The organism is Variovorax gracilis (assembly GCF_030317115.1).
Classification (GTDB): domain Bacteria; phylum Pseudomonadota; class Gammaproteobacteria; order Burkholderiales; family Burkholderiaceae_C; genus Variovorax; species Variovorax gracilis.
In genome coordinates, this window is the sequence record NZ_JASZYF010000001.1 from 1,013,041 (window position 1) to 1,031,507 (window position 18,467).

Below are 18,467 nucleotides of genomic sequence, written 5' to 3' on the forward strand. Positions count from 1 at the left end.
TCCCGCCATGCGCCGCCTGCTCTACCTGCTGATTCTTCTCGCCACCCTCGCGGTGCTGGCGGGCCTGGCCATCCTTGCGCTCAACCTGCGCGGCGAAGACAAGCTGCCGGACCCGCCTGTTGCCTTCAACCCCACACCGGCCCAGGTCGAACGCGGCCGCTACCTCGCGCTCGCCGGCAATTGCGCGGGCTGCCACACGGCGCGCGGCGGCGCGCCCTATGCGGGCGGCGTGGGCATCGAGACACCCTTCGGCACGATCTTCGCCAGCAACCTCACGCCCGATCCGAACGCCGGCATCGGCGGATGGACGTCGGCGCATTTCTGGCGCGCCATGCACAACGGGCGATCCAAGGACGGCCGCCTGCTCTACCCCGCCTTTCCGTACCCGAACTTCACCCGTGTCACGCGCGAGGATTCGGATGCGATCTTTGCCTACCTGCAAAGCATTCCCCCCTCGCCCACGCCGAATCTTGCGCACAAGCTTCGCTTCCCCTACGACACCCAGCCCGCGCTGGCCGTCTGGCGGGCGCTCTCGTTCAAGCCGGGCACCTACGTCGCCGATCCGGCGAAGCCCGCCGAATGGAACCGCGGCGCCTACCTCATCGACGGCCTCGGGCACTGCATCGCCTGCCACGGCACACGCAACGTGCTTGGTGCCACGCAAGAGAAGCTGGGCCTGTCCGGCGGGCTCATCGCGGTCGAGAACTGGTATGCGCCTTCGTTGACCTCGAAGCGCGAGGCCGGCGTCGCCGACTGGGACCCGAAGGACGTGGCCGAGCTGCTCAAGAACGGCCGGTCGGCACGCGGCTCGGTCATGGGCCCGATGGCGGATGTGGTGTTCGGCAGCACGCAGCATCTGGACGAAGCCGATTTGCGCGCGATGGGCGTGTACCTGAAGAGCTTGCCGAATATCGCATCTGCTGCACCGGCTCCGACGTCGACGACCTCACGTCGCGATGCGCGCGTCATGGAGCGCGGCGCGAAAATCTTCGACCAGCGCTGCGCCTATTGCCACGGTGACAAGGGCCAGGGTGCCGAGGGCGCCTACCCGCCGCTCGCCGGCAATCGCGCCGTGCTCATGGACTCGGTGGTCAATCTGATCCAGATCGTGCGGCACGGCGGATTCCTGCCTTCCACCGGAGGCAACCCCCGCCCCTACGGCATGCCGCCCTTCCGCTACGTGCTGGACGACAGCGATGTCGCTGCGGTACTGACCTACGTGCGCGGCTCCTGGGGCAACGACGCGCCGCCGGTCACGCCGCGCGACATGCTGCGCCGCTGAACAGGGCCGGCGAACTCAATAAGACCCCGGAGGCGCCGTCCCCGTGCGCTGCATGCGTCGCAAGGTCCTGACCATCCGGGCCAGCGACGAGCGCGCCGCCCCGACGAATTCGCCGATCGGCGCCTTGAAGGCGTCTGCCGAGACCGATTCGCCCGGCGCCGCAGGCGACAGGCCGCAGCGGCGCAGCACCCGGTTGAGCTGGTGCACGCGCGCCACCCTGCGCGTGACCGAGGTGTAGAAGTTCACGCCGATCGAGATCGCCACGCGATCGCCGGGCGCCGTCCAGTCGGGATCGGAGCGCGTCATGTGCGGCGAGGTGCTCGGGAAATACACGCCGTCGCCTGCCTGCGTCTCGAACTCATGGCTGCGCGCCTTGAACTCTTCCTTCAGGCGAACCTTGCGCAGCGAGTGCGCGACGATGAAGTCCTCCACCGCGTCGGCGGGCACCACCACCCGGTCCGTGTGGTCCCAGACGTTCATGACCTTGCGGCCGCGCAGCTGGAGCCAGAAATTGTTCTCGCGGTCGATGTGAAACGGCGTCACCGACGGTGGCGCGGAAATGAAGATGAAGCCCGTCACCATGAAGATGTCCGGCTGCTCGCGCTCGATGGTCTCGCGCACGTTGTCCAGGATGTTGTCGAGCAGGGCCCGGTAGCGCGGAATGGCTTCGACGTTGTAGAGCGCAATCCAGGAGCCGGGCTCTTCGATGCGCCGGAAGACCTCTTCGATGCTTCGCCCGTCCGGATGCTCGCTGTCGTGCGCGAAGCCCGAGGCCTGCGTGATGCCGGGCCGGACGAAGCGGCATTGCTTCATGGGCGCGAGGTCCTTGGCCAGGGCCTCGAGTTCGGGCAACTGGAACAGCGGATGCTCGTGGTAGTTGTGGTGCAGCCGGCCCACCTTGTGCGTCGTGAATCCCGCCGGATCGTCCACCCACAGGCGGCAATCCGGCGTCAAGGTCGCCATTCTCTCGATCTCGCTTGCGCCCATGGTCTCTCCTACGGTTGGGCAAAAAGCATACCAGATGTAACACCAAATTACTATTTGCAATGGAGATAGGTCGAAAGTCAGAGATTCACGGCGCCTTGACCCTCCCATGATGTCAAGGTTGATACTTCCTGCATCTGCCGCAGACGCGGCTCGAAGGACAGGAGATACCGAATGAACAACAGCCTGGCGATCTCGCCCGGTGCGAGCGACCTGAAGGAGTGGTCGCTTCCGATCGAAGGCATGACTTGCGCGTCATGCGTGGCGCGCGTCGAACGGTCATTGGCCGGCGTCCCTGGCGTCACGGAGGCCAGCGTCAACCTCGCCACCGAGGCGGCCAGCGTGCAGACCGATGGCTCGGTCTCGCTCGGCACCTTGCGCGCGGCCATCGAGAAGGCGGGCTACAGCGTTGGAGAAGAGGCGCCTGTGGAAGAAGCCTCGCCAGCGGCCGGATCGCCGGTCGCGCGACCGCGCAGTCGCAACGATGCCTGGCCCGTCATCGCCGCGGCGATCCTCTCCGCACCGCTGGTGCTGCCCATGCTGGGTTTGCTCATCGGCCAGGAATGGATGCTCGACGGCTGGCTGCAACTCGCACTGGCCGCGCCCGTGCAGTTCTGGCTGGGCGCGCGTTTCTACCGCTCGGGCTGGAAGGCCCTGAAGGCCCGCGCCGGCAACATGGACCTGCTCGTCGCCCTCGGCACGACCGCTGCCTTCGGCCTCAGCGCCTACCTGCTCCTCACGGCGAGCGGCCACGGCGGCATGCCGCACCTGTATTTCGAAGCCTCGGCGGTGGTCATCACGCTGGTGCTGCTGGGCAAGTGGCTCGAAACGAGGGCCAAGCGGCAGACCACCGAAGCCATCCGCGCCTTGAACGCGCTGCGGCCCGAGCGCGCGCGTGTTCGCCGCCACGGCATCGACCAGGACGTGGCGCTGGCGCAGGTCGGGATCGACGACCTGGTCGTCATCCGGCCCGGCGAACGCCTGCCCGTCGATGGCACCGTGGTCGAGGGTGCCAGCGAAGTCGACGAATCGCTCATCACCGGCGAAAGCCTTCCCGTCGCCAAGCAGGTGGCCGATACAGTCACCGGCGGGTCGATGAACGGCCAGGGCCTGCTGGTGGTTCGCACGACCGCCGTGGGCGCGGAGTCGACACTCGCGCGCATCGTGCGGCTCGTGGAATCAGCGCAGGCGAAAAAGGCGCCCATCCAGCGGCTCGTCGACCGCGTGAGCAACGTCTTCGTGCCGGTGGTCATCGGCATTGCACTTCTGACTTTCCTCGCTTGGGGCTTCGTCACGGGCAACTGGGAGACGGCGATCCTGAACGCCGTCGCCGTGCTCGTGATCGCCTGCCCCTGCGCCCTGGGCCTGGCGACGCCGACCGCGATCATGGCCGGCACGGGCGTCGCCGCGCGCCATGGCGTGTTGATCAAGGACGCGGAGGCGCTCGAGGTGGCGCACAGCGTGAGGATCGTTGCCTTCGACAAGACGGGCACGCTGACCGAAGGTCGGCCGGAATTGGTGGCTTTCGAGGCGGTGGACGGCAATGCCGATGCGCTGCTGCGCGCCAGCGCCGCGATCCAGGCGGGCAGCGAGCATCCGCTGGCCCGCGCCGTCCTCGACAGGGCGAAGAAGGCGGGCATCGAGATCCCTCGCGCGAACGCCGTGCGCGCCGTGGCCGGACGCGGCATGTCGGCCCTCGTCGACGGCCGCGCACTGCGCCTGGGCAGCACGCGCTTCATGCGCGAGATCCTCGTGCCGCTCGGCAGGCTCGATGCGCGCGCCACCCAGTTGCAGTCGGAAGGCCGCACCGTCTCATGGCTGGCGGACGTGACCGATCGCCCCACCCTCATCGGTCTGCTGGCGTTCGGCGACACGCCCAAGGCCAGCGCGGCGGCGGCTATCCGCCAGTTGCACGCGCAGGGCATCCGGACGGCCCTTGTCTCCGGAGACAACCGCGGCAGCGCGGAAGCGGTGGCGCGGGCCTTGAAGATCGACACGGTACGCGCCGAAGTGCTGCCAGAGGACAAGGCGTCCATCATCACGCAGCTCAAGTCTGGCGGAGAGCGCGTCGCGATGGTGGGCGACGGCATCAACGACGCGCCGGCGCTGGCAGCGGCCGATGTCGGCATCGCGATGTCCACCGGCACCGACGTCGCGATGCATGCAGCCGGCATCACGCTCATGCGCGGCGACCCAGCGCTGGTGAGCGACGCGATCGACATCTCGCGCCGCACCTACGCGAAAATCCGCCAGAACCTGTTCTGGGCCTTTGCCTACAACGTGGTCGGCATTCCGCTCGCGGCACTCGGCATGTTGAGCCCGGTGATCGCCGGTGCGGCGATGGCCTTCAGCAGCGTGAGCGTGGTGGGCAATGCGCTGCTGCTGCGGCGCTGGAAGGGAAATGCGCAATGAGCGAGGCAAGAGCAGCCATGGAACCTTTCAACATCGGCGAGGCGGCTGCGCGGTCGGGAGTCTCCGCCAAGATGGTGCGGCACTACGAGTCCCTTGGCCTGCTGCCGGACGTGGCCCGCACCGATGCGGGCTATCGGCAGTACACCGACAGCAATGTGCACACGCTGCGCTTCATCCGCCGAGCGCGCGACCTGGGATTCAGCATGGCGGAGATCGCGGAACTGCTGAAGCTTTGGCAGAACAAGCGGCGAGCGAGTTCGGACGTGAAGCGCATTGCGCTTGCACATGCCGATGACCTTCACCGCCGTATCGAAGAGATGACTGCGATGAAGCGCACGCTGGAGCAGCTTGCGCATTGCTGCCACGGCGACCACCGCCCGGACTGTCCCATCCTCGACGAACTGGGAGGATAGGCTTGCCCTCCCAGGCTGCTCGCTGCGTGCAGCCGCCCACCCGTTGCAAGGGGGCACGTTCTCGACTATCGGTTCTCGAAACGGTTGTAGTCGAGGATGCCGGCTTCGAGGGACTGATCTCTTTGGTAGCGGTCGATCAGGGCGTCACTGAAGGCCCAGAAGTCCGGGTTGGTGCGGCGCACGGCCCAGCGCCTGGCAAACGCAGCGTAGTCGGCTTCGGAGCGAAGCTGGCGAATCGCGGCAGTCATCGCTGGCAGCTCGTTGGCGGTCGCTCGATAGAAGGCATTGGGGTAGCTGCCGATGACGCCGGGCACGACCGTCAGCGTGTCCTCGTCAGGCCGCAACTCCCGTCGTTCGCCGAGCAAGTGCGACACGCTGGCGTGCGCCGTGTTGCGCAGCAGGCTGAAGGTGAGCGGGTCGCCGTTCGGTGTTTCGATCGCCAGCAACGCGCTTTCGGGCATCCACTGCAGGGCGGCGCCGTGCAGGTCTTCCAGTTCATGCAGCGGCGCCCTGAGTGCCGGTGCGACGTGCCGATCGATGTCGAAGCGCGTGTCCAGGACCGGTGCGAGCTTGGTCTTCATCATCGCGAGCAGCTCACGCTTCGGGTCGGCCGTCGCATAGCGTATGCCGCTTTCCACGGCCAGCGTCGTGGCCGGGCCGCCATAGACCTGCTCGCGCGTCTCGAGGCTGTCGCTGCGATACCACTGGTCCCGCGTGGCGAGGCGCTGCGACTGCGGCAGCAGCGTGATGAAATTGAACTCGCCCTCCATGCGCAGGAAGTCCATGTAGAGCCGCGAGTTGAGCTGGTGCCCGACGTTGCCGTAGACGTCGTAGTTCGCGACCAGCAAGTAGTGGATGCGCTCCAGCAGCGGGTAGCCGATGACCCACGCCGACTTGGGCGACGCGCCCACCATGCCCTTCACGACGCTGGCGCTGTCGAAGTGCCTGAAGACCGTGAGCGCCGCGTTGGGGTTGCGGCCGTCGCCGTCCCAGATCAGGCGCAGGTCCAGCTTGCCCGTCCCTTGCAGCGACTGCGCGAGGAAATCGGACTTGGCCTTAAGGTACTCGTTCTCGAGCTTTGCGTAGTGCAGCCAGGGGATCAGCACTTCGGTGTTGCTGCTGCCCGTCGGCAGGCGCAGCAGGTTGGCATCGCTCGCCAGCAGCTTCGACTGCATCGCGTCGAACTCGTTGGTCGGCGCGAGAAAGACGACCCAGAACCGGTCCTCGATGACATCCAGCGCCATCTGCCCGCGGCATACCGGCCCCTTGATGAAGCCCATGATCGTGAACTCGGCCTCGTCGAGCATGAAGCGGTATCGCGCGCTCACCGGCAAGGCCGCGAAAGTCGAGAAGGGGTTGGCGGCCGTGTCCGCGCTGTACCCCGGCAGGCGCTCCACCGCATAGGGCGCATCGATGAACAGCGCTCGCCAGCGCGCCATCCGCTGTGCGCCTAGTGCGTAAGGCATGTGTGTCTTGGCGACGATGGTCTCGCGCTCCGGCACGAGCCGGTAATACACGCGGTCCACACCAGGGTCATCGACGGGTCGGCGGCTCGCAATCAGGCGCAACGGCTTTCCGGGCGGCGTGGACGAGCGCACCAGCTTGAAGAACTGGCGCTGCGGATCATCGTCGAAGTACAGGTGCGCGAGAAACAGATGCTCGTAGGCGTAGCGGCTGAAGAGCCGCTCCTTCAGCGAGTCTCCGTTGAAGAATTGCTCCCACTGGGCGATGCGCTGTGTCGCCAGAGGCGTCGGCACGGCCGATCCTTCGTAGGGCGCGCCCTGCTCCAGCCATCGCGTGAGCACTCCATGCTCGGCTGCACTCAGCCCCGGCAGTCCGAAGGGCATGCCGCCCTGCGGTGTCGCGCGCTCGTAATGATCGATCTCCGCGCCGGCCGGACACATCGCCGCCCGGCCGATCGAGAAATCCAGCCCGCCGGACACAACGCCCTCAGCCGGAAGTGGATGCTGCTGCTTCAGCACCAGCAAGCGGTGCATCAGCCCGGCGGTCCGGTTCGCCTCCGGCGTGGGTGCATGCTCGTTGAGCACCGGGAAGAAGCCCCGCGCCCGCCATTCCGATGGTTCGTCGGCATCGATGTACAGGCGCGACGGCGTGGCGGCCAGGAGCCGGCTCGCGTCGTACACGGGCGTCTTGCTCGCGCCGCGCGCCAGCCCTTCCCAACTCGTGGTCTTGAGTTGGCAAGGTCCGTCATAGCAGGCGTGGCACACCACGCAGCGGCGGTCGAGGATGGGTTGGATCGTCTGCGCATACGACTGCCCGGGAGGCGGTGCGAGAGGGTGGTCGAAGCGCTGCGGGTCGGCCGGGCCGAACAGTTCATCGAAGCGGTGGGTCGCGATCGTGGTGCAGGCGGCGATCAGGACGAGGATGGTGATCAATGGCGCGACACGACGCATGCGAACGACCTTCGATTGCGGGGGTGGATCGCGCACTGTACCCGGATGGCCGCAAGGTCAACGGCTGCTACCGGGGGAGGAAGGCGGCCGTCTCAGGTCTTCTTGGCATCCGTTGGCGAAGCCGGTGCTTCGATCGACTTGCAGGAGCCTGGCAGGTACTTTGCCGGCAGGGCGTTCGAGGCCGCCGGGCCGCACCGCCACTCTGTAATGACCTTGCCGCCATCCTCCGACGGTTTGAGCGCATTCGCGCCAACGAATGGCACGATCGACACGGCGTTCCTGGAGTCGGTCGCATCGCCACCCAGGTTGGCGTGGTTCGCGATCACGGTGATGACCCCGTCTGCATCCGTGTCGACGGATTCGACATACTTGGTCGCGCTCGCCTCGCATGAATGCTCGAGCCGTGTCCCCATGTTCCGGTCGGGAGACGTCGACACGGTCTCCGAAACGGCGGTGCGACACGCCGATGCGGCGAGCAGGACTTCGGAGACCTTGGCGCGAATCGCGTAGTCCTGATAGGCCGGCAAGGCGACCGCAGCCAGAATGCCGATGATCGCGATGACGATCATTACCTCGATCAGCGTGAAGCCCCTTTGGGCCCTGCGAAGTGCACTTTTCATTTGCAATACCTCAGTTGATTCAAGAAGCTCAGGTACCTCCCTGAGTACTTGCTCAACTGCAGCAAATGTGCCGCGCCCTCGCGATCGCGAATGGGCGGGCCTTCATGCCTTGTGACACACGACATGCGTGCCACGGCACAGGGTCACCCTTGCCAGCCGGCGCTAGGCCGATCGACGAGACAGGAAGCCATTGCGCAACGCACGCATCTGCTCCTGTGCAATGACGTGGCCGTGTGCCGCAGCCTCGGCCAACCACTTGATCGCCATGTTCTCGTCCCTGGCAACGCCTTCCCCGGAGAGATGGCAGCAAGCGAGGCGCTGCATGGCATTGGGATGGTTCTGTTCCGCGGCCAGCTGCAGCCAGTAACGGCCGATGTCGTGCCTTCCGAGGGCAAGGAACATCTGGCCGATGTCGTCCTGCGCATCGGGGTCGCCAGCGTCTGCGAGTTCGAGAAGCGCCTTGTCTTCGGCCGTCAGGGAGACACCGATCAGGTCCACGACGTCGTCCAGGGACACCCTCGCTCGTCCGCGCGTGTCGGGGTCCAACTTGCGCACCACGCCTTCCTCGATGCGGCGCCACCAGGTGCGCTGGCTGCGTCCGGTCATCGCGATGGCCGACTGGATGCTGATTGCGGCGCCAGCCGTGTGCGTACGGTCGGCAATGGATCCGGATGCCATGAGTATTCCTTCCCTTCGGTCACAACGCAGGATCGCCTGCGGCCGCGAACACTCTAGGAGCGAGAGACCGATGAAACCATCAGAAACGTCTTATTCCGCGCTCATCGCACCGCCTCCAACTTCGTCACCACGAACTTCCCGTCCACCACCTCGGCCCTGAACCGGACCTTGTCCCCCGTCTGCAGCACATCGAGCAACGCGTTGTCGCTGACCTTGAAGACCATCGTCATGCCGGGCATGTCGAGGTTGTTCAAAGGGCCGTGCCTGAGCGTGACCAAGGCGTTCTCCCTGTCGATCTTGCGCACCTCGCCGTTGCTGAGTTCGTCGTTGGGGGATTGCGCATGCGCCAGCCCGGCGAGCGCGAAAACGCCAACGAGACATGCATTTCGAAAACTGAACATCTGGATTGCCTTTGTGATTGATTAATGACCCGAATGTCCGCGCGGCTTGCGGACCTGCACTTCGACGTTGGCGGCCGGCACGTTCTGCGCCGGCATGGCCGATGGCCCCGCACCCTGCGAACGCGGCGCCTTGCCGACGGGTTCGGCCAGTTCGTGTGCGACCGTGCCAGGTGGATGCCTGAACCAGCCCGGGTTCGAGTAGTCGCCCGCCTTCTGCCCCTTGCGCACCTTGACGACGCTGAACATTCCGCCCATCTCGACGGAGCCGAACGGGCCTTCGCCGCTCATCATCGGTGCAGTGTTGTCGGGCAAGGGCATGGACATCTCGCTCATGTCGCCCATGCCGCGCTCGCCCATCACCATGTAGTCGGGGATGAGCCTGGTGATCTTGCCGACCACGTCGCGGTGGTCCACGCCGATCATGGTCGGCACGTCGTGGCCCATCGCGTTCATCGTGTGATGGCTCTTGTGGCAATGGAAGGCCCAGTCGCCCTCCTCGTCCGCGACGAACTCGATCTGCCGCATCTGGCCGACGCCGACGTCGGTCGTCACCTCGGGCCAGCGCGCGCCTATCGGCTTCGGACCGCCGTCGGTCCCGGTGACCACGAACTCATGACCGTGCAGATGCATCGGATGGTTCGTCATCGTGAGGTTGCCGAAGCGGATGCGGACCTTGTCGTTCTGCCGCACGTTGAGCGAATCGATGCCCGGGAAGATGCGGCTGTTCCACGACCAGAGGTTGAAGTCGAGCATGGTCATGATCTTCGGCGTCGCGCTGCCGGGCTCGATGTCGTAGGCATTGAGCAGAAAGACGAAGTCGCGATCGACTTCCTGGATCAGGGGGTGCGACACCTTCGGATGCGTGACCCAGAAGCCCATCATGCCCATCGCCATCTGCGCCATCTCATCCGCGTGCGGGTGGTACATGAAGGTGCCGGGCCGCCGCGCCGTGAATTCATAGACGAAGGTCTTGCCCGGCGCGATGGCCGGCTGTGTGAGGCCCGAGACGCCATCCATGCCATTGGGCAGCCGCTGGCCGTGCCAGTGGATGCTGGTGTGCTCGGGCAGCTTGTTGGTGACGAAGACGCGCACGCGATCGCCCTCGACCACCTCGATGGTCGGCCCGGGCGACTGGCCGTTGTAGCCCCACAGGTGCGCCTTGAAGCCCGGCGCCATCTCGCGAACCACCGGCTCGGCGACGAGATGGAATTCCTTGACGCCGGTGTTCATGCGCCAGGGCAGCGTCCAGCCGTTCAGCGTGACGACGGGGTTGTACGGCCGGCCACTGGGGGGCGCCAGCGGCGGCATGGTGTCAGGCCGGGCCTGCAGCACGGGTTCGGGCAAGGCGGCCATCGCCACCTTGGAGACGGCTGCGGCGGCCATGGCGCCAGCGATCGCACCGGCAGCGCCCATGAAATTGCGTCTGTGAGTCATGGTCTTCAATGGGAAGTGGGCTTGCCGATGACCGATGCGGCGAGCGCGGCGTCGGCTAGCCAGAACTGTTGCTGTGCGTTGATGGCGGCCATGACGCTCGTGATCTGGTCGCGCGTCTCGGCGAGGAGTTCGAAGACGCCGATCAGCATGCCGTTGTAGCGAAGCATGTTTTCCTCGGCCATGGTCTGGCGCAGCGGCACGATCTCGTCGCGGTAGTGCCGCGCGATGTCGTAGGCCGTGCGGTAGGCGGAGTAGCCTTCGCGCAATTGCGAGGCGGCGCCGCGCACGGTTGCGTCGTAGCGGTGGACAGCCGCGAGCGCCTTCGCATTCATCGCATCGCGCTGCGCCGTTCCCCAGTCGAAAAGCGGCAGGCGAATGTCGAGCTCGTAGCCGTTGCGATTGGCTCTGCCGCCGTTCGCGAAGAGCGTGTCGTGCCGCGCGCCGGCTTCGATGTCGATGAAGGTTGGCAGCAGGTTCAGGCCCTGGGACTTGCCGGCGACGTCGAGTTGCGCGCGCGCGAGTTGGACGTCGAGCCGCTGGTCGTTCGCCGCGCCAGCCACTTCGCTGGCTTCGCGCGGCGCCCTGGGCAAATCGGGCAGGCGCGCCGGCAGCGTCAGCTTCGCGGCCTGCGCATCGTCCAGCCCAAGCATGCGAACGAGATCCTCGCGCGCGGCCGCCGTGACGTGCTGCGCGGACGCCAACTGCGTCGTCGCGTCCGCATAGAACACCTGCTGCCGCGCGCGCTGAAGCTTGCTGAAGTTGCCGACCTGCTGCATGCGCCGGGCCAGTTCGGCACTGGCTTGTGCCGCGTCGTTCACCTGCACGGCGTACTGGAGCGACTGTTGCGCCGCCACCGCGCGCACCCATGCCAGGCGCACCTGCGTCACCTGGTCGACGACCGTGGAGGCCAACTGCACCTTGACCTGCCCCACCTGGCTCCTGGACAGCGCCATCCGCTGCGGCAAGAGGATCAGGTCCACCAGGCCGAATGACAGCAGACGTCCCAGCTCGAGTTCATCACCCAGTCGCAGGTGCTCGAACTTGAAGATCGGGTTCGGCAGCCTTCCGCTTTGATCGGCAGCGGCAAGATCGGCCCAGCTTTGCGCCAGCAGCGCCTGGACGGCCGGGCTGTTGGCGAGCGCGACCCGGACCGCATCCCCTTGGGAAAGCGGGCGCGACAGCAGGTCGTCGGTGAGCGCTTCACGGGCCGCCCGCTGCTGGTCGGTGCGGCCGAGTTCCAGCCCGCCGTCGGTGAACTGCGATGTGCTGGCGTTCGCCTCCTTGAGCACCTCGTCCATGCCGACCGAGGCACAGCCGGTGAGCAAAAGCGCTGCGGCAGACACCGCGCCCAGGGTCAGGAAGCGCATCACCGGAGCTCCTTGTGCGCCGGCATGGTGTGCCCCGCGCGCGGATCGGCAGCGTTCGACGGCGCCACCGCGTCGCCGGGGTCCTGCGCCTCCTTGGCATAGGCGCGCCAACCGCCCCGGCCGTAGACGGTGTCGTTTGCCTCTCTCCAGGGGATGGGCTTGTCGTCATTGCCGAACGGCCGATAGCCATCCAGCGCGGAGCGATATGTCAGCGCAGGCGGCGGCCTATCCGCCCCTGTCGAAACGGGCGTCGAAGGTGTCTGCGCCACGGCGGCGCACGCCGCAAGTGCGGGCAACGCGGCCAGCCAGCCGGCCGGCAATGAAGAAAGCATGGAATCCTCGCGATGTTCATGAACGGGGCGACGTCGGCAATCCCGCAAGGGAGCCGGACGGCGAGCGATACATGGCGCGTCATGCCGCACCGGCAGCCCAAGGCGGCCGGTGGTGTGACGCGACTAGGCGCGAGGAGGTTTGTCGGGAACGCGGGACGCGACGTCCGCCATTGCGCTGGCCGGCTGAGTTGGATCGGCTTGCGGCAGGACGTGGGCGGGCGCGACGACCGTGTCGCTCGTCAGGGCGACGGCGTGGCACGCGACACAGGTGGAGCACTTGTGCGAAGCGTCGGAATGCGCGTGGGAGGTTTTCGCGCCGCTGCTTCCGTGCTCGGCATGCGAAGCGGCATCGTGGTGGCGCGCGGCAGGGTCATCCGACGCCGCATGCGCGGAATGAGCCGCATGCGACTCCGCCATCGCCACCTTCGACGCGGGCTCCGGTGTTCCGCAAAGCGCCATCGACGCCGCCGCATACCCCTGGAAGGGTACGGCGAACATCACCAGCCACAGCAGGAACACGCGAACGCGGGACATCCAGCGATTCTATGGGGTCGCTGCGCGGACTTCATCCGGTCACTGAATCACCTTGTCCGCCCGGTTCATCACCGAGCGCGGGATCGTGAAGCCGAGCCGCTTGGCAGTGTTGAGATTGATCAGAAGCTCGAATTTGGTCGGCTGCTCGATCGGAAGGTCGGCGGGCTTGGCGCCCTTCAGGATCCGGTCGACGTAGCGGGCGCCGTCCTTGCCCTCGTTGCCATAGCCCGGCCCATAGGCCATCAGGCACCCGTTCTCGGCGTAGTCGCCCCGTGCACAGATGGTCGGCAATCCGTTTTCGATGGCCAGTTCCGCAATCAGCTTCTGGTTGGAATTCGCGACCGGATTCAGCGTGACCCATACCGCCGTGGCGCGCGCCTTGACGGCGTCCTTGAACGCTTGCGCATACCTGTCGGCGCTGCTGGCTTCCATCGAATAGAGCTGGAGCCCGAGTTTCTCGGCCGGCACCTGGCTGGCTTCCCATTGCGGGATGGAGCCGGGCGCATGCGGGTCCCAAAGCACCGCCACACGGATGGCCTTGGGGTCCGTTTCCTTGAGGAGCTCCAGCCGCTTGCCGGTGAGGATGGCCGCGACGTTGGTGACGCCCGTGCTGTTCCCGCCGGGCCGCGCCAGACTCTCGGCCAACCCGGTGGTGATCGGATCGGTCACGCCCATGAAGACGATGGGCACCGTCGAGGTCGTCTTCTTGGCGGCCTGCGCCGCATTGGTCGTCACCGCGATCAGCACGTCGATGTCCATGCGCACCAGTTCTTCCGCCAGCATGGGGAGACGCTGCAGGTCCTGGCTTTCGTGGCGGTAGTCGATCAGGATGCTCTGCCCTTCGACATAGCCAAGATCGCGGAGGCCCTTCTTGAACGCTTCCAGCCGCGGCGCGTCGGCGCTGGCGGAGACGGCTGCCAGGTAGCCCAGGCGCGGAATCTTCTTCGGCTGCTGGGCAAGCGCCGGGGAGCCGGCCACCAGCAAGGTGCCCAGAAGAAGTCCCAGGATCTTGCTGCGCATCGAAGTCCTCCTTGTCGCCAGCAGCCGCTGGAACGGATTTTGCGCCGCTTCAGGTCCCGCGCCCGTGTGCATGCGCGGTAGGAGGTCGGCCAATAGGCCTAAGCGGCCAGTCTTCCCATCATGCGAAAGGCGATGTCCAATGGTGGGTTCATGACGCTCCCGGATTCGTCCCCCGCTTCGCTTTCGGGCGATCTCGCGCCGCCGGCCGGTGGCCGACGCTTCGCGATGCTGTCGCAGGCGACGCGGGAAGTTCACCGCGGACGCCTGTTTCGCAAGTACCTGCTGCTCATCCTCTCGCTGGTGACCTCCGTCCTGCTGGCCTCCAGCGCAATCGGCCTCTACTTCTCCTACCAGGAGAACAAGACTTCGCTCGCCAGCTTCCAGCATGAAAAGGCAGTCGGGGCGGCCTTGCGCATCGAGCAGTACGTCCAGCAGGTCTCCCAGCAACTGACCTACGCATCCCTCGCCCAACTGGACGCCTCCGACCTGGAATCGCGGCGCACCGAGTTCTGGCGCCTGCTGCGCCAGGCCCCCGAGGTGACCGACATCGCCCAGCTCGATCGCGCGGGCCGCGAACAGATCGCTGTGTCGCGGCTGGGCATGGATGTCATGGGCTCCGGCAAGGACCGGTCGGCTGAAGAAGCCTTCCGCAACGCCTTGCCCGACGCGGCGTGGTTCGGCCCCGTCTACTTCAACCGCGACACCGAGCCCTACATGACGGTCGCGATCCGCTCCGGCGGCGACAAGGGCCCGGTCACCATCGCCGAGCTGAACCTCAAGTTCATCTGGGAGGTGGTGTCGCGCATCCAGATCGGCCAGAAAGGCAAGGCCTACGTCGTCGACAGCAACGGGCTGCTGGTGGCGGATCCGGACATCGGTCTGGTCCTGCGCAAGACCAGCGTGGCGAACCTCCCGCATGTGCAGGCCGCGGCGGCCGATGGCGCCGTCGAGGACCAGGCGATGGTGTCGCGCGATCTCCATGGCGCCACCGTGCTGACATCGATGGCGCCGATCAAGTCGCTGGGCTGGAAGGTCTTCGTCGAACAGCCGATCGCCGAGGTGTACGCGAAGCTCAACGCATCCTTCCTGCGCGCTGCGGTTCTGCTGCTGGCCGGCCTGCTGATCTCGGCGCTGGCGGCGTCGGTGCTGGCACGCAGCATGGTGCAGCCGATCCGCACGCTCGCCCGGGGTGCGCGGCGCATCGGCGAAGGCGACCTGAAGCAGCAGATCGTCGTCAACACGGGCGACGAGCTGGAAGGGCTGGCCCATCAGTTCAACCGCATGTCGGCGCAGCTTCGCGAGTTGTACGGCGGGCTCGAGCGCAAGGTGGAGCTGCGCACCGCCGAACTGACGGCGGCGCTCGAATTCCAGACCGCGACGGCGGAGATCCTTCGCGTGCTGAGCCGATCGCCGACCGATCTGCAGCCGGTGCTGCAGGCGGTGGCCGAGCGTTCGGTGCGGCTGTGCCGCGCGCACGGCAGCCGCGTCTGGCTGCCGGAAGGCGATCACCTGCGCGCCATGACGGGCTATCAGGTCGAGACCGGCGCCGAACTGGGCCGCGACGAACTTCCGCTGAGCAGCGCGACGGTGATCGGCCGAGCCTTCGTGGAACGCCGGACCGTGCACGTCGAGGACATCGCGAAGCTGATCGATTCGAAGTACCCCGATTCGCGCGAGGCGCAGACACGCCTCGGATTCCGCACCGTGCTGGCGGTGCCCATGGTTCGCGAAGGCGCGTCGGTCGGCATCATCGCGGTGCTTCGCAAGGAGGTGCAGCCTTTCTCGAACGCCGAGGTCCGCCTCGTCGAGACCTTTGCGGACCAGGCCGTGATCGCGATCCAGAACGCCCGCCTCTTCCAGGAGATCGAGGACAAGAGCCGGCAGCTGGAAGTGGCCAACCACCACAAGTCGGAGTTCCTGGCGAACATGTCGCACGAGTTGCGCACGCCGCTGAACGCCATCATCGGCTTCTCCGAAGTGCTGACCGAGCGGATGTTCGGCGAGGTCAACGACAAGCAGATGGAATACCTGCAGGACATCCATTCCTCCGGCCAGCATCTGCTGACGCTCATCAACGACGTGCTGGACCTGTCGAAGATCGAGGCCGGCCGCATGGAGCTGGATCTGAGCTGCTTCGACCTCGGCCTGCTGCTGGACAACGCCCTCACCCTCGTGCGCGAGCGCGCGCAGCGCAACGGCCTGTCCATGTCGCTGGAGGTCGGCGAAGGGTTGAACGAGTGGGTCGCGGATGCCCGCAAGGTCAAGCAGGTGGTGGTGAACCTTCTCTCCAACGCGGTGAAGTTCACGCCGGCCGGCGGCAGTGTGCGCCTGAGCGCGCGGCGCATCGAGAAGGCGGGCAAACCGATGGCCGAGGTGAGCGTGGCCGACACCGGCGTGGGCATCGCGCCCGAGGACCAGGCGCTCGTCTTCGACGAATTTCGCCAGGCCGGCGGCGACTACCTGCGCAAGGCCGAAGGCACCGGGCTGGGCCTGTCGCTGGCCAAGCGCTTCGTCGAGCTGCATGGCGGTACGCTCGGCGTCGACAGCCGCCTCGGCGAAGGCGCGACCTTCACCTTCCTGCTGCCGCTTCTGACCCTGGAGGCCGTCGTATGAGCACCATCCTGATCGTCGAGGACAACGAGAAGAACATGAAGCTGGCGCGCGACATCCTCCAGCACAAGGGCCACGTCACGCTGGAGGCCAAGACCGGGGAACAGGGCGTGCGGCTCGCGATCCTGCATCAGCCGGACCTGATCCTGATGGACATCCTGTTGCCCGGCATCGACGGCATCGCCGCCCTCGGCCAGATCCGCGAGCAGCCCGCGCTGGATGCAACGCCCGTCATCGCGATCTCGGCCTCGGTCATGCCGGACGCGCAGCACCACATCGTCAACTCGGGCTTCGACGCCTTCCTGACCAAGCCCGTTTCGCTCAAGCCCTTTCTCGAAGTCGTGAATCGCCTGCTGAGCGAGGGGCGTTCGAAATGAGCGCGCACATCCTGGTCGTCGACGACGTCGCGCAGAACCTCCGCCTGCTGTCGGACCTGTTGAGCGCGCGCGGCTACCGCACGAGCACCGCCGCGTCCGGCGAAGACGCCCTGGCAAGCATTGCCGCCGACCCGCCCGACCTGGTGCTGCTCGACGTGATGATGCCGGGCATGAACGGTTACGACGTATGCCGTGCCATCCGCGCCGACCCGGCCTGCGCCGTGCTGCCGGTGGTGCTGGTCACAGCGCTCGACCCCGAGCAGGAGCGCGTGAAGGGCCTGAACGCCGGCGCGGACGACTTCCTGAGCAAGCCCATCAACCAGGCCGAGTTGATGGCGCGCGTGCGTTCGCTGCTACGGGTGAAGACGCTGTACGACGAAGTACAGCGCCAGCGCGCCGAACTGCAGGCATGGAACGCCACGCTCGAGCAGCGCGTGCAGGAGAGCGTGCAGCAGCTCGAACGCATCGGCCAGCTCAAGCGCTTCTTCTCGCCCCAACTGGCCGAGGCCATTCTTGCCGGCGGTGCCGACGACCCGCTGCGCAGCCATCGGAGAGAGATCACCGTCGTCTTCCTCGACCTGCGCGGCTTCACCGCCTTCACGGAAACCGCGGAACCCGAAGAGGTGATGGCCGTGCTGGCGCAGTACCACGCCGCCATGGGGCGGCTGGTGGTGGCCCACGAAGGCACGCTGGAGCGTTTCTCCGGCGACGGCATGATGATCTTCTTCAACGACCCGCAACCCGTGCCCGACGCTCCGGCGCGAGCGCTGCGCATGGCCGTCCAGATGCAGGGTGAGATGGCGGCGCTCAGCGGGCAGTGGCGCCGGCGCGGCTACGACCTGCACATGGGCATCGGCATCGCGCAGGGCTTCGCGACGCTCGGCGGCATCGGCTTCGACGCCCGCATCGACTACGGCGCCATCGGCACGGTGACCAACCTGGCCGCCCGGCTGTGCGGCGAGGCGGCGGGTGGCGAGATCCTGATCTCGCAGCGAGTCCGGGGCGCATTGCAGGACGGGACGCCGGATGCCGGGTGGTCGATCCAGGAGGCCGGCGAACTGGAACTCAAGGGATTCCAGCGCAAGGTGCCGGCATGGCGGGTAGTGTGTGTGTCTTGAGGAGAAATGCCATGCGAGTGATGGTGATGGTCAAGGCGACCCGGGAATCGGAAGCCGGCGAAATGCCCGACACGGAGCTGCTGGCGGCCATGGGCAAGTTCAACGAGGAACTTGTCAGGGCTGGCGTGCTGTTGGCCGGCGAAGGCCTGCATCCAAGCGTGCGGGGCAAGAGGGTCCGTTTCTCCGGCAACGAGCGGACCGTGATGGACGGTCCCTTCGCGGAGACCAAGGAACTCATCGCCGGGTTCTGGCTCTGGCAGGTCAAGTCCGTGGAGGAAGCAGTCGAATGGGTCAGGCGCTGCCCCAACCCCATGCACGGCGAGTCCGAGATCGAGATCCGGCCCCTGTTCGAGATCGATGATTTCGGCGCCGCGCTCACGCCCGAGTTGAGGGCGCAGGAGGAGCGGCTGCGCGCGGAGTCCGAAGACGCGGCGAGAAGGTCGCCCTGAACTGGCGCGAGGCGTCCTGGTA

Annotated in this window: 17 protein-coding genes; 7 read left to right on the forward strand and 10 right to left on the reverse strand. The window is 66.6% G+C overall.

Annotated features, from left to right (window positions below):
- Window positions 1-7: 7 nt before the first annotated feature.
- Window positions 8-1,282, forward strand: a complete 1,275-nt coding sequence (locus tag QTH97_RS04845; RefSeq protein WP_286566919.1) for a c-type cytochrome — start codon at window positions 8-10, stop codon at window positions 1,280-1,282.
- Window positions 1,283-1,297: 15 nt separating this feature from the next.
- On the opposite strand, the gene QTH97_RS04850 is transcribed toward QTH97_RS04845, so the two are convergent.
- Window positions 1,298-2,269: a JmjC domain-containing protein gene (locus QTH97_RS04850; RefSeq protein ID WP_286566920.1), complete on the reverse strand. Its 972-nt coding sequence runs from the start codon at window positions 2,267-2,269 to the stop codon at window positions 1,298-1,300.
- A 171-nt stretch (window positions 2,270-2,440) separates the two neighbouring features.
- On the opposite strand from QTH97_RS04850, the gene QTH97_RS04855 reads away from it, so the two are divergent.
- Both QTH97_RS04855 and cueR read left to right on the forward strand, forming a co-directional pair.
- Window positions 2,441-4,678, forward strand: a complete 2,238-nt coding sequence (locus QTH97_RS04855; protein WP_286566921.1) for a heavy metal translocating P-type ATPase — start codon at window positions 2,441-2,443, stop codon at window positions 4,676-4,678.
- Window positions 4,679-4,695: 17 nt separating this feature from the next.
- Complete coding sequence (gene cueR, locus QTH97_RS04860) at window positions 4,696-5,091, forward strand: Cu(I)-responsive transcriptional regulator (RefSeq protein ID WP_353655619.1); 396 nt, start codon at window positions 4,696-4,698, stop codon at window positions 5,089-5,091.
- A 65-nt stretch (window positions 5,092-5,156) separates the two neighbouring features.
- On the opposite strand, the gene QTH97_RS04865 is transcribed toward cueR, so the two are convergent.
- From QTH97_RS04865 to QTH97_RS04905, 9 genes are all read right to left on the reverse strand, one after another.
- Window positions 5,157-7,505, reverse strand: coding sequence for a fatty acid cis/trans isomerase (locus QTH97_RS04865; RefSeq protein ID WP_286566923.1), 2,349 nt, complete (start codon window positions 7,503-7,505; stop codon window positions 5,157-5,159).
- 92 nt (window positions 7,506-7,597) lie between these two features.
- Window positions 7,598-8,125, reverse strand: a complete 528-nt coding sequence (locus QTH97_RS04870; protein ID WP_286566924.1) for a pilin — start codon at window positions 8,123-8,125, stop codon at window positions 7,598-7,600.
- Between the two features lie 162 nt (window positions 8,126-8,287).
- Window positions 8,288-8,803, reverse strand: a complete 516-nt coding sequence (locus QTH97_RS04875) for a tetratricopeptide repeat protein (RefSeq protein ID WP_286566925.1) — start codon at window positions 8,801-8,803, stop codon at window positions 8,288-8,290.
- Window positions 8,804-8,904: 101 nt separating this feature from the next.
- Window positions 8,905-9,204, reverse strand: coding sequence for a copper-binding protein (locus QTH97_RS04880; protein WP_286566926.1), 300 nt, complete (start codon window positions 9,202-9,204; stop codon window positions 8,905-8,907).
- 21 nt (window positions 9,205-9,225) lie between these two features.
- Window positions 9,226-10,638: a multicopper oxidase family protein gene (locus QTH97_RS04885; protein ID WP_286566927.1), complete on the reverse strand. Its 1,413-nt coding sequence runs from the start codon at window positions 10,636-10,638 to the stop codon at window positions 9,226-9,228.
- 5 nt (window positions 10,639-10,643) lie between these two features.
- A complete protein-coding gene (locus QTH97_RS04890; protein ID WP_444813373.1) occupies window positions 10,644-12,008 on the reverse strand; it encodes a TolC family protein in 1,365 nt (454 codons plus the stop codon).
- Window positions 12,005-12,337: a hypothetical protein gene (locus QTH97_RS04895; protein WP_286566929.1), complete on the reverse strand. Its 333-nt coding sequence runs from the start codon at window positions 12,335-12,337 to the stop codon at window positions 12,005-12,007. Before QTH97_RS04895 ends, QTH97_RS04890 begins: the two co-directional genes overlap by 4 nt.
- Before the next feature lie 123 nt (window positions 12,338-12,460).
- Window positions 12,461-12,871 (reverse strand): hypothetical protein, encoded by a 411-nt coding sequence (locus tag QTH97_RS04900; protein WP_286566930.1) that lies wholly within the window; start codon window positions 12,869-12,871, stop codon window positions 12,461-12,463.
- Between the two features lie 39 nt (window positions 12,872-12,910).
- On the reverse strand, window positions 12,911-13,891 hold the full coding sequence (locus QTH97_RS04905; protein WP_286566931.1) for an ABC transporter substrate-binding protein: 981 nt from the start codon (window positions 13,889-13,891) through the stop codon (window positions 12,911-12,913).
- 150 nt (window positions 13,892-14,041) lie between these two features.
- Here QTH97_RS04905 and QTH97_RS04910 point away from each other — a divergent pair, with 150 nt between their 5' ends.
- Genes QTH97_RS04910 through QTH97_RS04925 form a run of 4 tightly spaced genes read left to right on the forward strand, consistent with a single transcriptional unit; the run spans window position 14,042 to window position 18,445 of the window.
- Entirely contained in the window at window positions 14,042-16,504 is a 2,463-nt protein-coding gene (locus tag QTH97_RS04910) for a sensor histidine kinase (RefSeq protein ID WP_286566932.1), read from the forward strand.
- The gene (locus QTH97_RS04915) at window positions 16,501-16,878 is read left to right on the forward strand and encodes a response regulator (RefSeq protein WP_286566933.1); all 378 of its coding nucleotides are present in this window, start codon (window positions 16,501-16,503) and stop codon (window positions 16,876-16,878) included. Before QTH97_RS04910 ends, QTH97_RS04915 begins: the two co-directional genes overlap by 4 nt.
- A complete protein-coding gene (locus QTH97_RS04920; protein WP_286566934.1) occupies window positions 16,875-17,996 on the forward strand; it encodes an adenylate/guanylate cyclase domain-containing protein in 1,122 nt (373 codons plus the stop codon). The genes QTH97_RS04915 and QTH97_RS04920 overlap by 4 nt, the downstream gene beginning before the upstream one ends.
- A gap of 11 nt (window positions 17,997-18,007) precedes the next feature.
- Window positions 18,008-18,445, forward strand: coding sequence for a YciI family protein (locus QTH97_RS04925; protein WP_286566935.1), 438 nt, complete (start codon window positions 18,008-18,010; stop codon window positions 18,443-18,445).
- The last annotated feature ends 22 nt before the right edge of the window (window positions 18,446-18,467 follow it).

Coding starts and splice junctions, on each gene's coding strand:
- QTH97_RS04845 (WP_286566919.1), top strand. CDS start 8: ATGCGCCGCCTGCTCTACCTGCTGATTCTTCTCGCCACCCTCGCGGTG.
- QTH97_RS04850 (WP_286566920.1), bottom strand. CDS start 2,269: ATGGGCGCAAGCGAGATCGAGAGAATGGCGACCTTGACGCCGGATTGC.
- QTH97_RS04855 (WP_286566921.1), top strand. CDS start 2,441: ATGAACAACAGCCTGGCGATCTCGCCCGGTGCGAGCGACCTGAAGGAG.
- cueR (WP_353655619.1), top strand. CDS start 4,696: ATGGAACCTTTCAACATCGGCGAGGCGGCTGCGCGGTCGGGAGTCTCC.
- QTH97_RS04865 (WP_286566923.1), bottom strand. CDS start 7,505: ATGCGTCGTGTCGCGCCATTGATCACCATCCTCGTCCTGATCGCCGCC.
- QTH97_RS04870 (WP_286566924.1), bottom strand. CDS start 8,125: ATGAAAAGTGCACTTCGCAGGGCCCAAAGGGGCTTCACGCTGATCGAG.
- QTH97_RS04875 (WP_286566925.1), bottom strand. CDS start 8,803: ATGGCATCCGGATCCATTGCCGACCGTACGCACACGGCTGGCGCCGCA.
- QTH97_RS04880 (WP_286566926.1), bottom strand. CDS start 9,204: ATGTTCAGTTTTCGAAATGCATGTCTCGTTGGCGTTTTCGCGCTCGCC.
- QTH97_RS04885 (WP_286566927.1), bottom strand. CDS start 10,638: ATGACTCACAGACGCAATTTCATGGGCGCTGCCGGTGCGATCGCTGGC.
- QTH97_RS04895 (WP_286566929.1), bottom strand. CDS start 12,337: ATGCTTTCTTCATTGCCGGCCGGCTGGCTGGCCGCGTTGCCCGCACTT.
- QTH97_RS04900 (WP_286566930.1), bottom strand. CDS start 12,871: ATGTCCCGCGTTCGCGTGTTCCTGCTGTGGCTGGTGATGTTCGCCGTA.
- QTH97_RS04905 (WP_286566931.1), bottom strand. CDS start 13,891: ATGCGCAGCAAGATCCTGGGACTTCTTCTGGGCACCTTGCTGGTGGCC.
- QTH97_RS04910 (WP_286566932.1), top strand. CDS start 14,042: ATGACGCTCCCGGATTCGTCCCCCGCTTCGCTTTCGGGCGATCTCGCG.
- QTH97_RS04915 (WP_286566933.1), top strand. CDS start 16,501: ATGAGCACCATCCTGATCGTCGAGGACAACGAGAAGAACATGAAGCTG.
- QTH97_RS04920 (WP_286566934.1), top strand. CDS start 16,875: ATGAGCGCGCACATCCTGGTCGTCGACGACGTCGCGCAGAACCTCCGC.
- QTH97_RS04925 (WP_286566935.1), top strand. CDS start 18,008: ATGCGAGTGATGGTGATGGTCAAGGCGACCCGGGAATCGGAAGCCGGC.